The organism is Microcoleus sp. (assembly GCF_041354475.1).
Taxonomy (GTDB): domain Bacteria; phylum Cyanobacteriota; class Cyanobacteriia; order Cyanobacteriales; family Microcoleaceae; genus Microcoleus.
Genome location: NZ_JBGJZU010000075.1, coordinates 1 through 11,542, shown reverse-complemented (window position 1 = coordinate 11,542; position 11,542 = coordinate 1). Strand labels below are relative to the sequence as shown.

The window sequence follows — 11,542 nt, the reverse complement described above, 5'->3', positions numbered from 1 at the left end:
ATTAGAACCAGCCTGAAAGCAATTGTTCAATTATTTTCATAAATCCGATCGCAATTTGAATTAAGGGCCAACCCACCAAACAAATTAACACCGCCCAGCGAGTTTTAATATCCAACCCTTGGCGAACTCCCACAATTACCGCTAGCAAACTCCAGACAGCTAATATACGCTCTATTCCTTCTCCCAACAAAGGAATTAGCGTTAAAAAATTCAGCACTTGGGGTGCGTAGGCAAATCCGATGGGAATTAGTAATTCCCCATAATTTACGTGACCTGGTTTTAGCCAATCCCCGATTTTAGAGATAGTAAAAGTCCAAAAATAATAACCTCCCACCACTGCCAAACCATCTATCAAAAGAGCTAAAAATAGCACCGGGGCCTCAGTTCGATTGATTAACAAAATGACTGCATTGCCCAGAACCTTAGACAACGCTGCTAAAATTACAATTGTTAATGCTATCCGCTTAGTTTTGGCAGTGTATGAAGTATTTTCGTAAAAATTGCTGTTTAAAGAAAGGGCATTCCACAGCGTTACCCCTAAACCCGCAATTGAATCTTTTCCCCTCACTTTTGATTACTGCTCCTGAAAATAGTTGACAATTTCTACATAATCGGGTCTAATACAGAAAAATACATCAAGTATTGTTCCCAAATTAGAAAACTTATTGGTATTTTACCAAATTTTATTAAATGTTGAAGTTGATTTTACAGATACTTGTCTGGCTGCGTGGGGGAAGTTTAAATTTGTTGCTCGTCGCAGGTACAATACTCATAGTCTGGGGTATTGTTTCGCCAGTGGGTACTATTATCTGGTGGCTTGGTCAAAATGCCGAGAGTTTGGGTTTAAAGAAAGCTCCGCCGGAACTATTGCCTTCTAACAATATTAATCTCGAAGAAGGTAAGTCTTCGCCTCTCAATTGTTATATTGTTTTTTTGCCAGGAGTAGGCGATTTTTCGGGGGACGAATTAACCCGTGGGGAAGCATTTTTTCTCAAGAGTTTAGTAAAAAGTCATCCGCAGTGTGTAGCCGTGGGTGATATTTTTCCTTATTCAGCTTCTAACAAAAGTTTAGGAGGAGAAAGGCTGTTAGCACCTTTTTGGCGGTTTGCAGAACACGCAAAAAGTGGGCCGATTGCGGGCGATATATTCATCAAAATTCGCAATCTCTGGCGGTTTGCAATTTCTTTAGATTATCGCTACGGTCAGGCTTATAATCAGGGAATTGCCAATGTAATTATTGAGCGGATGAATGCTAAATATCTGATTTCACAGGCTCCTGAAAAACCTTTGAAAGTTATTTTAATTGGAACTAGCGGTGGGGCACAAGTTGCTCTGGGTGCTACTCACTATCTTAAACAATGGCTGAAGGCAGAAATTACTGTTGTTTCGGTTGGCGGTGTGTTTTCGGGAGAAAATGGTTTTGCAGATGCCGATCGCATTTTTCATTTTCGCGGTTCTCGCGACTCAATTGAGGATATTGGTGGTATAGTTTTTCCCAGTCGCTGGTACTGGTTTGTGGGTTCACCATTCAATCAAGCTCGTTTAGAAAATCGCTATGCAGAAGGTTTGAGTGGTCCTCATAAGCATGATGGTGATGATGGATATTTTGGAGAAAATCGGGTGGCTGGTGAGGAAAAATATGTAGATATAACGCTGGAAAAGGTTAATCAGTTGCCTATCTGGCCATCCGATCTTAAATTTTAGATTTTAAATTTAAAAATTAAGATGTTGTTAGAAAGACATGGTTTTGAAGTGCAAATTCGGACTAATCAAGCTCCTGCAGAAAATTCTTGTCGCACTGCGGTGGATGTGTTGTTTCGATCGACTGCTAAAATTTATGGTGCGGGGGTTTTAGCTGTAGTGCTGACGGGGATGGGACAAGATGGACTTCACGGCTGCGAGGGTATTCGGGAGGTTGGGGGTCAAATTTTAGCTAGACAGACGGGAATCCCCACACTATTCTTTGATGGTAGATCGCGATCTTAATGCTGCGATTAACCTAAAAAGACTGGGGTTGGACATTTTCCCCAGTATAAAACGCCCTAGTGGGAATCTTTCTATAGTTGGTTCTATGGATAACAGTACCATCAAGGAAATCTTACATACCCTTCATCGGGCTGTTAAGAAGCCCACATCATAATCTGTACTCAGATTTGATGTGGGAGTATGTCACTTCAGGATCGGGCTAGTAGCGTAGTTTGGGGTATGCCGGGAAGTGTGGCTAATTCTGGTTTAGCCGATCGAGTGTTATCCTTGGAAGCAATGGCTTGCGAAATTATCGATCGAGTAAAAAATCACCAATAACCAATTACCAATAACCAATCACCAATCACCAATCACCAATAACCAATTACCAATTACCAATTACCAATTACCAATCAGAATGTCTCGACCAACATTATACATCGCCATCACTAATCATGGATTCGGCCATGCCGTCCGAGTCTCATCAGTAGCAGCAAAAATTCAAGAATCATATCCAGAAATTTTATTAATTATCGCCACAACAGCACCCCGTTGGTTGCTAGAATCATACATCACAGGTGATTTCATTCTCCGTCCCCGCGCTTTTGATGTTGGTGTCGTGCAGTCTGACAGTTTGAATATGGATTTAGATGCGACACTGGAAAAGTTGCAGGAAATTCGGAAAAAGCAAAATTCACTAATTGCTAGCGAAGTAAATTTTATTAAACAAAATAGGGTGGGTTTGATTCTGGCAGATATTCCACCTGTGATGACAAAGATTGCTAAGGCTGCTGGTGTTCCTTGCTGGATGATGAGCAATTTTGGTTGGGATTTTATTTATCGTGATTGGGGCGGGGAGTTTGACGACATAGTGGATTGGATTGGTGAGTGCTTCGGAATGTGCGATCGCCTTTTTCGTCTCCCTTTGCACGAAAAAATGTCGTTTTTCCCTCATATAGAAGATGTTGGTTTAACAGGTGGCAATCCTCGGTATAGTAACGATAAAATTCGGGAGTTATTCAGAATCGAAACACCCCTAGAAAATACTGTATTGTTGACTTTTGGTGGACTCGGTTTGGAAGATATCCCTTATCACAATTTACACAAGTTTAGCGATCGCCAATTTATCACTTTTGATGCTGCTGCTCCTGATTTGCCAAATTTGATTAGAGTCAAGAGTCAGGAGTTTGCCAACTCTTTCCCGATTTTACCGCGTCCAGTTGATGTAATGCCTGTCTGCGGACGGGTGATTTCCAAACCGGGGTATAGCACTTTTTCGGAAGCTTTGCGTTTGTCCATACCTGTGGTTTCTATCATGAGAGAAGGTTTTGCCGAAGCGGAGATTTTACTCGAAGGGATGCAAAACTATGGTTCCCATCAAATTATCACTGCTGCGGAGTTTTTTGAGGGTGATTGGGACTTTTTAGGAAAACCGATGCAGCCCCCGCGTTTGTCAGAAAAATTGGCCAAAAATGGTACGGAGGCGATCGCCCACGCTGTTGTAGATTATTTTAAATAGCAAACAAGTCAATCAAATAAAGCCCATAGAATTGGCTGCTTGTCAAACTTTCGTCTGCCTTCGCCCGCTGAAGATTATTGCAAAATCTCAAATCCCAAATCTAAAATCCTATGACTCATTACCAACAGATATTCAAAATTAACACTATCGGTAAATCTTTATGCAAAATTACCGATAGTGTAGAAAATGTGGTAGCTAATTCTGGTATTAACACAGGACTTTGTACCTTGTTTTTGCGCCATACTTCTGCTAGTTTGCTGATCCAGGAAAATGCAGACCCCGATGTACTCAAGGACTTAGCCAACTTTTTAGCTAAACTGGTACCGGAGGGTGCAACCTATATTCACGATGCAGAAGGCCCCGACGATATGCCGGCTCACATTCGCACTGCATTGACTCATACTTCTGAACAAATCCCGATCGCTCGCGGTAGGCTGCTGTTAGGAACTTGGCAGGGAATTTACCTATGGGAACATCGTCAGCGGGGGCAGACTCGCGAACTCGTGGTTCATATCAGCGGTAACTGAAAGAGAGGGAATTAGGCATGGCGTATCGGGCATTGGTAATTGGTAATTAGTAATTGCTTATAAATAACTACTTATGAGTGACTACTGGCTACTGACTACTGACTACTGGCTACTGAATTCAATTCTTTGAAAGAGCGATCGGAATTTGCACCTCGCTGATTTTCATTGCTTCCGGTGTCATCGGGGAGTTGTAAAAAAAGCGTCGCGGAGGTCCGACTATTGAGTATTCTGGATGTTGTTGAAGCCAATTTTTGAGTTTTTGGAGGTTATTTTCGTAGCTTTCCCAACTGTAAGCCCCGCCGACACCAATGCTAACAACCGTCATCGGTGGCGTATCGGTGACTGTGACAGCCGAGCTAAGGCTGCTGGGAGCGATATTTGGTGATGGGTAGAGGAAAGAAACTTGTACTTCGGGAACATCCATTTGCCCTGCAATTCCTGTGTAGCGGGCTTCTACGGGCGTTGTCATCGCAATTTGGTTATTGCTGATATGTTGGAATAAGGGATTGAAGGCAACCCCAGTAGCTTGTCGCACATCACCAGCGTGGGAGTAGGTGACAGCGCGGTACTGAGGATATTGCTTAACTTCTATAGTGCCAATCTCTGCGGGTTCAGGGAATCCACTGGGTAAATAAGCTGACATTGTTTGCGAGTTTAGCCTTAACAAGTGGGAAAACTATTTTAGCATTTATCCCGCTCGATTTTGAGGATTGCACTTATAATTAATTTAGAGATTTGTTAATCAACCTCATATTAATACGACCGGGGATAAAAACTTAAATAATTATTAATATAATTGTCAGTGAAAATTAACATTTTTCATGGGCTTGTCATTTTTTTCGCTACTATTTGGTTATTCTGTCAGGGGGGTGTAGGTTGTCAATTGTTTAGATTAGATGATGTTGAGGTAAATGATTAATTATACCGCTGTCCTGGAATAGTATATGAAAAAAATTTTAGTGATCGAGGACGATCGTGTGATTCGGGAGAATATTATCAAGATCCTCAAGTTTGAACGTTTTGATGCGATGGGGGCTGAAAATGGAATGCAGGGCTTATCTTTGGCGATGTCCAATCTGCCCGATGTGATTCTTTGCGACGTGATCATGCCGGAACTTAATGGTTATGGGGTGCTGATGGCCTTGCGAGCGAATCCTGCTACTGCCACAGTACCTTTTGTCTTTCTGACTGGTAAAGCCGATCGCGCTGAAATGCGGCAGGGCATGGAATTGGGAGCCGATGATTACCTGACTAAACCTTTTACTAAAGCTGAACTGGTAGGGGCGATCGCCAGTCGGTTGAAGAAACAAGAAGCTTTTGTCGAGCAATACAATAATTTACAAATACAAACCAACGAGCATATCATAGAACAAGATGCCTCGGAAAAATTAATCATACTGAAAAAAGGCTTATACACTGCTTTAAGACGAGAAGAATTCCAGGTTTACTATCAGCCCCAGGTTAGTCTAACTACCGGTAAGATTGTGGGTGCAGAAGCTTTGGTGCGCTGGAAACACCCGGAAAAAGGATTGATTCCACCTACAGAATTTATTCCGGTTGCTGAAGAAACTGGCTTTATTATACCCTTGGGCGAGTGGATATTGCAGACAGCTTGCCAGCATTTAAAATCTTGGCAAAATGATGGTTTTTCTGGGTTGCGGGTGGCGGTTAATTTATCACCTCGTCAATTTCACCAACCGGAACTCAGCACTAGAGTGGCAGAAATTTTAGAAAAAATTGGTTTGGAACCAAACAGTTTAGAATTAGAGTTAACGGAAAGTTTGATGATAGAGGATACCGAAAGCGCGATCGCTACTTTGACACAATTAAAAAAATTGGGAGTTTCTATTTCTATTGACGATTTCGGAACAGGCTATTCTTCCTTAAGCTATCTGACACAATACCCCTTCGATACTTTAAAAATAGACCGCTCATTTATTCGTAATATCACAGATGGTTCTCGAAATGCAGCGATTGTAAAAGCTATTATTGAAATGGCTCACAGTCTCTGTCTGGAAGTAATTGCCGAAGGTGTTGAAACGGAATCAGAACAAGATTTTATCAGGCGCTATAAATGCGATTATATGCAAGGATATTTGTTCAGTCGTCCTTTGCCGGCAACGGATTTTGAGCAGTTGCTGAAGCAAGGTCAGTAAAGGAAGAAGGAAGATAGTCCTGGAGGCAAAAAACCCGGTTTATTCCCAAAATTGTCGTTTTTTTCGACAAATATTCACGCAGAAACCGGGTTTTTGACTCAGAGTGCGCCCAGGACTGTCAAAAATACCCAGTTTCTCGCGATCGTCCTCAACCTAAAATGAAGCAATTACTTTCAGAAACCTAGTTTGGGCGTCCACGACTGGTAATCAGAGTCGCGATCGCCCATAATTTAGATCTAAATAGTAAATTCAGAAGCCCCCCAGCTTCAGCATTGACAACTACCACAAATAACTTCTAACCAAGACACCACTATGGGAAAACCAACAGGCTTTATCGAATTTTTGCGCGAACTACCCTCCGAACTCTCACCAGTCGAGAGAGTCCACAACTGGGATGAATTTCACCTACCCATGGACGACGACAAACTCCGCACCCAAGGAGCCCGCTGCATGGATTGCGGCATCCCATTTTGCCACACCGGAAACCTGATTAGTGGCATGGCCAGCGGCTGCCCCATCAATAACCTGATCCCCGAATGGAACGACCTAGTATATCGCGGACTGTGGAAAGAAGCCCTAGACAGACTCCACAAAACTAACAACTTCCCCGAATTCACCGGCAGAGTTTGTCCCGCCCCCTGCGAAGGCGCTTGCGTGCTCGGCATCAACAACCCGCCAGTCACAATCAAAAACATCGAAGCCTCAATCATCGACAAAGGCTGGGATGAAGGCTGGATCACCGCCGAACCACCGGCCAAACGCACCGGCCGCGTCATCGCCATCATCGGTTCCGGGCCCGCCGGTTTGTCCGCCGCCGCCCAACTCAACAAAGCCGGTCATTGGGTAACAGTATACGAAAGAGCCGATCGACCCGGTGGCCTGCTAATGTATGGCATCCCCAACATGAAGCTAGACAAAGAACAAGTTGTGATGCGCCGCCTCAAAGTCCTCGAAGACGAAGGAGTCAAATTCATCTGCAACACCGAAGTCGGCAAAGACTTACCAGTAGAACAATTACTCAAAGAATTCGACTCCGTTGTCCTCTGTACCGGCGCCACCAAACCCCGCGACTTAGGCATCGAAGGACGCGAATTAAAAGGCATCCACTTCGCCATGGACTTCCTCACCGCCAATACCAAAGCAGTTCTCGACAAGAGCACCAACGATAACTTCATCTCCGCCGCCGGCAAAGATGTCGTCATCATCGGCGGTGGCGACACAGGCACCGACTGCGTGGGCACCTCCATCCGCCACGGCTGCAACAGCCTCGTACAGCTAGAAATCCTCCCCAAACCGCCCTCCGAACGCGCCGCCAACAATCCCTGGCCCGAATGGCCAAAAGTCTACCGTCTCGACTACGGCCAAGAAGAAGCCGCGGCCAAATTCGGCGACGATCCCCGCGGCTATCTCACCACCGCCACCAAGTTCGAGGGCGACGAAAACGGCAACGTCAAAGCCGTGCACACCGTTGAAGTGGAGTGGACAAAAAATGAAAAAGGACAGTTCATTCCCAAACACATCCCCGGCACCGAAAAAGTCCTACCAGCTCAGCTTGTCTTGCTAGCGATGGGCTTCCTAGGTCCCGAACAGCCCTTGCTGGATGCGATGGGATTGGAACGCGACGCCCGCAGCAATATCAAAGCCGAACACGAAAAATATACAACCAGTATTCCGGGAGTATTCGCCGCTGGTGACTGTCGCCGGGGTCAAAGTTTGGTAGTTTGGGCAATTAACGAGGGGCGGGGTGTCGCCCGCGAGTGCGACCTTTATTTAATGGGGAGCACGGATTTGCCTTAATTGGTAGGTTCAAAACTTTAAGTTAATTTAAAAACAAAGCTACCCCTATTTTACAGTTTGGGTAGCCTTGTCCCTAAATTAATTCAATCACATGAATTTCTCAAAGGGGGACAAATTTTACCAAAAAAATGGGTCTTTTTTAAGCCCCTCAACCCCTCACATTTTCCATCAACCAATTAAACTTAGCCTGGGCTAGACCCAAATTCTCCATCACACTCGGATTAATGTCCTCACCTTCTAATTCAGAGTTTTCTAATTCAAGATTACGACCATACTCTATATGTCTAATCGTACCGCGCATTCTGTCAGCCAGACACAGAGAAATTCCACAATAAAATCGGGAAGCAAAGCCCATATCCTGTTGCAGTTTGATAATTAATTGTCGCCGTGGAATTGCTAACAACTCTGTTTTTTCGATCGCCTTCACCGTTGCCAAAGGAGGTCTAGCATCAATAAAAGAAACTTCTCCCACCAGTTCTCCGCTACCTATTTTTGCCAGTTCTTTAGTAGACTTCGCCTCTAGCAAAACACTCAAAGTTCCCTTCAATACAATGTAGAGGGCATCGATTTGTCTCCCTTCGTGGATCAGTATCCTGTCGGGGTCAAGAATTTCCTTCTTAGCTTTTTGGACTATCCAGTTGATGTCATCGTTATTTAACTGGCTCAAAATGAAAAGTGCTTTTTTTCTACTGCTGTCGGTCATGAATTTAGCTCCCGATCGCTTTTTTTATAATAGCATTGGTTAAACAATTTTTTTAAATAAAACCCCTGTCATGGGCGCGGGGTACAATTCACCGTGCCCATAGTCTCTGACTAAATCGATCGCAAATCGGGATAACCAGCCAACATATCATCAGCAGTCAAAGTATCGCCATTAGCTTGAGGAGTCCACAGCACCTCAATCGCCAACAACTGCTCGCTAGACACTCCCCCAATTTGACGCAAAGCCATGCGCAAATCTTCAGTATTTTTGACTACTGGTAATTGCAGTTTGCCTAGGGTACCGACAATCAACGTCACCACAATATATTCACCAGGAGCTTGACTCAAATCCCCAGCCACCAGTACGCCATTTTCCTTCACACTTGGCAGTACATTGTTGCTTCCAGATTCCCGAAGCTGGTTGTTAAAATTTGAGAGAGTTTCTTCTGTAAATTTACTGCGTTCTGCCAGAGAAAATTGATTAAATTTAGCTTCTGCTGCTTCCAAGCGAGTTTGCTGAGATTCAGCACCGGCATAAACCCAGTATTCTGGATGGCGCAGCAACGCCAGAGTAGATTCTTGTAGCACCTGAGCGCGACCCGTTGCTGTATCGGTATCCGCTGTTTTTGCTAAGGAGTCGAGTTCCGATTGCAAACCGCGAGCCTCTGCTAGCAAACCAACTTGCAAACGAGCCACAGAGACGTTTGTAGGTGTGCTGTAGCCTAGTTCTTCCTCCCCTGTGCCCCCGGCGCGGCGGAAGCTTTGGACGAGGAAATTCGCGATCGAAATAAAAATCAAAATCGAGAACAAACCACCAAAGCCGCCCCCAAACCCAAAAAAGGGCAGCAAGAACGGGAAACCAAAGCCACCACCAAAGCCACCACCAGGGTAGTACCCCCCTCCAGACGGTGCGTAAGTGCGGCTAGGAGACGAATAACTGCGCGCTGGAGCCCGAAAAGAGCCACCACCGATGCGTCCTCCGCTGCGGGCCGCCAGGGCTCCATCAGCGTTACCCAGGGCTAGTGTCAGTACCAGCCCGATCGCAAATAGTGATTTCAAAAGCGGTTTGATTCTTGAAATTAGTTGCTTGTACATAAGACCATTACTATGCGATACATATATAATTTACAGTCTATTCTCGCCTGTGGGCAGCCCGGTTGCAGGCGTGAAATCGGTGAGATATCCGTACTTAAGGACTCAAGTCCTGACGAAAAACTATAGAGGTCGCTCTCCCGCTAACCCTTGGGGATAACGGGAGATAACCTCACCTTAGAAATTCTGATTATCTGTGGTTGGAGCCACGGAACCGGGCTGGTTGATAAACAGGTTTTTGGCACTATCGTTTTGATAGATACAATTGATATCCGGTTGACTTTCCAAAGTACCGGTGAAGCCAAATGTATTCATCCGATTTTTGCACTCGCGTACTTGGTCTTGGCTGACGAGCTTTCTTTGTTCTAGAATTGCCCAGTTATTGGTCCTGAGCACGCAGCCAGGGCGCATAGTCGGCTGTGAAATGTAGACGTTGAAAGGGTTGAGGGTGACATAGGCGCGCATATCTGTCACCATCGCGCTGGCTCCAAACTGTACGCAAAGTTCGGGATTGGGGGCACTGCGATCGATAAATTCGCGGGATGCTACGTTTTCTGGGCTAATGGTAGCGGTAGAGCTAAAGGCAATGCCAATCCCAATGCCGAGAATGAACACTGCTGCTAAAATCCCCAAGGATGTGTAATTGACAAAGGAAGGTTTCCCAGAGGGAGACTGGCGTCGGGATTGTCCGCCAAAGGGACTGGAATAGTCGGAGTCTTCATCTCCTCGCGGTGCGTCGGCTGTGAATCTGTCGTTGTAGGGTTTAGGTTTGCGTTTCATATAAGCTTCAGTGGGTTTTGGAGAGTTACCAGGGAGTAGTTTTTTATTTTTATCTTTTGTGTTCTAATTGTACGGCGATCGCCCGCTCACGGTAACAGGCTTGGGAGACAGGAGTTTTGCCAAACTGCATCTGCGTCTGGCGATCGACTTTTTTGCTGCTTTGTCGGAATTTGATCACCTCACAGGATGTCAATTCAATTAAAATAACTAAAAGTCGGATACCATTGCACAGCGGAAGAATCCGGCTCAAGATTATTCACAAATTTTAACATTTTACCCACCAGGAGGATACAAAGTAGTGTCTGTCGAAATTATTGTCAAGCCTTCAACAGTCCGTAAGCTTGCACCCCGCTACCGCGTTCTGCTGCACAATGATGATTTCAACCCGATGGAGTACGTGGTGCAGACTCTGATGCAGACGGTTCCGAGTCTGACTCAGCCACAGGCTGTGAATATTATGATGGAAGCTCACACCAACGGGCTGGGACTGGTGATTGTGTGTGCCCTAGAACACGCTGAGTTTTACAGCGAAACGCTCAACAATCACGGATTGAGTAGTACGATCGAACCTGACGAATAGAGTTTGAGTGTACAGCAAGACTCTGCCATCTCAACAAAAAAAACAGATAGGTGACATACTCCCACATCAAATCTGAGTACAGATTATGATGTGGGCTTCTTAACAGCCCGATGAAGGGTATGTAAGATTTCCTTGATGGTACTGTTATCCATAGAACCAACTATAGAAAGATTCCCACTAGGGCGTTTTATACTGGGGAAAATGTCCAACCCCAGTCTTTTTAGGTTAATCGCAGCATTAAGATCGCGATCTACCCTCAAAGAATTTTGCTCGTCCCAATACTCTCGAATATTGCAATCGGTGAAAACCATTTCATTCCGATAACACAGAAGCATTGAGGTGTAAGCAGGTTTTTGTGAAACGACGACTGCCCCAGTTTTTTCTCCTATGTAGCTCAGCGTCGTAAAAAATTGCCCAAAAGCTG

14 protein-coding genes and 1 pseudogene are annotated in these 11,542 nt (G+C 44.9%); 8 read left to right on the top strand and 7 right to left on the bottom strand.

Features of this window, described 5'->3' with window-relative positions; genetic code table 11:
• Position 1: 1 nt before the first annotated feature.
• Positions 2 to 568, bottom strand: coding sequence for a hypothetical protein (locus ACBR23_RS22700; RefSeq protein WP_371116617.1), 567 nt, complete (start codon positions 566 to 568; stop codon positions 2 to 4).
• Positions 569 to 690: 122 nt separating this feature from the next.
• On the opposite strand from ACBR23_RS22700, the gene ACBR23_RS22695 reads away from it, so the two are divergent.
• From ACBR23_RS22695 to ACBR23_RS22675, 5 genes are all read left to right on the top strand, one after another.
• Positions 691 to 1,704 carry a hypothetical protein gene (locus tag ACBR23_RS22695; RefSeq protein WP_371116618.1) on the top strand — a complete coding sequence of 338 codons (1,014 nt, stop codon included), beginning with the start codon at positions 691 to 693 and terminating at the stop codon, positions 1,702 to 1,704.
• A gap of 21 nt (positions 1,705 to 1,725) precedes the next feature.
• The gene (locus ACBR23_RS22690; RefSeq protein WP_371116619.1) at positions 1,726 to 1,986 is read left to right on the top strand and encodes a chemotaxis protein CheB; all 261 of its coding nucleotides are present in this window, start codon (positions 1,726 to 1,728) and stop codon (positions 1,984 to 1,986) included.
• 180 nt (positions 1,987 to 2,166) lie between these two features.
• Positions 2,167 to 2,304, top strand: coding sequence for a chemotaxis protein CheB (locus tag ACBR23_RS22685; RefSeq protein WP_371116620.1), 138 nt, complete (start codon positions 2,167 to 2,169; stop codon positions 2,302 to 2,304).
• Between the two features lie 79 nt (positions 2,305 to 2,383).
• Positions 2,384 to 3,484 (top strand): glycosyl transferase, encoded by a 1,101-nt coding sequence (locus tag ACBR23_RS22680; protein WP_371119782.1) that lies wholly within the window; start codon positions 2,384 to 2,386, stop codon positions 3,482 to 3,484.
• Between the two features lie 110 nt (positions 3,485 to 3,594).
• On the top strand, positions 3,595 to 4,011 hold the full coding sequence (locus tag ACBR23_RS22675) for a secondary thiamine-phosphate synthase enzyme YjbQ (RefSeq protein WP_371116622.1): 417 nt from the start codon (positions 3,595 to 3,597) through the stop codon (positions 4,009 to 4,011).
• A gap of 118 nt (positions 4,012 to 4,129) precedes the next feature.
• Here ACBR23_RS22675 and ACBR23_RS22670 read toward each other — a convergent pair whose 3' ends face one another.
• Positions 4,130 to 4,654, bottom strand: coding sequence for a heme-binding protein (locus ACBR23_RS22670; RefSeq protein WP_341735599.1), 525 nt, complete (start codon positions 4,652 to 4,654; stop codon positions 4,130 to 4,132).
• 301 nt (positions 4,655 to 4,955) lie between these two features.
• On the opposite strand from ACBR23_RS22670, the gene ACBR23_RS22665 reads away from it, so the two are divergent.
• Positions 4,956 to 6,167, top strand: coding sequence for an EAL domain-containing protein (locus ACBR23_RS22665; protein WP_371116623.1), 1,212 nt, complete (start codon positions 4,956 to 4,958; stop codon positions 6,165 to 6,167).
• Positions 6,168 to 6,479: 312 nt separating this feature from the next.
• Positions 6,480 to 7,964 (top strand): glutamate synthase small subunit, encoded by a 1,485-nt coding sequence (gene gltD, locus ACBR23_RS22660; protein ID WP_371119781.1) that lies wholly within the window; start codon positions 6,480 to 6,482, stop codon positions 7,962 to 7,964.
• A gap of 148 nt (positions 7,965 to 8,112) precedes the next feature.
• On the opposite strand, the gene ACBR23_RS22655 is transcribed toward gltD, so the two are convergent.
• The 4 genes from ACBR23_RS22655 to ACBR23_RS22640 form a co-directional block, all read right to left on the bottom strand.
• Positions 8,113 to 8,667 carry a cyclic nucleotide-binding domain-containing protein gene (locus ACBR23_RS22655; RefSeq protein ID WP_341735602.1) on the bottom strand — a complete coding sequence of 185 codons (555 nt, stop codon included), beginning with the start codon at positions 8,665 to 8,667 and terminating at the stop codon, positions 8,113 to 8,115.
• 110 nt (positions 8,668 to 8,777) lie between these two features.
• On the bottom strand, positions 8,778 to 9,761 hold the full coding sequence (locus ACBR23_RS22650) for a DUF1517 domain-containing protein (protein WP_371116625.1): 984 nt from the start codon (positions 9,759 to 9,761) through the stop codon (positions 8,778 to 8,780).
• 174 nt (positions 9,762 to 9,935) lie between these two features.
• Positions 9,936 to 10,538, bottom strand: coding sequence for a DUF3172 domain-containing protein (locus tag ACBR23_RS22645; RefSeq protein WP_341732035.1), 603 nt, complete (start codon positions 10,536 to 10,538; stop codon positions 9,936 to 9,938).
• A 49-nt stretch (positions 10,539 to 10,587) separates the two neighbouring features.
• Entirely contained in the window at positions 10,588 to 10,788 is a 201-nt protein-coding gene (locus ACBR23_RS22640) for a hypothetical protein (protein WP_371116626.1), read from the bottom strand.
• 48 nt (positions 10,789 to 10,836) lie between these two features.
• On the opposite strand from ACBR23_RS22640, the gene clpS reads away from it, so the two are divergent.
• Positions 10,837 to 11,118, top strand: coding sequence for an ATP-dependent Clp protease adapter ClpS (gene clpS / locus ACBR23_RS22635; RefSeq protein WP_340518689.1), 282 nt, complete (start codon positions 10,837 to 10,839; stop codon positions 11,116 to 11,118).
• A gap of 83 nt (positions 11,119 to 11,201) precedes the next feature.
• On the opposite strand, the pseudogene ACBR23_RS22630 reads toward clpS, so the two are convergent.
• Positions 11,202 to 11,542 (bottom strand): annotated as a pseudogene (locus ACBR23_RS22630) (RNA-guided endonuclease TnpB family protein); the annotation flags it as partial.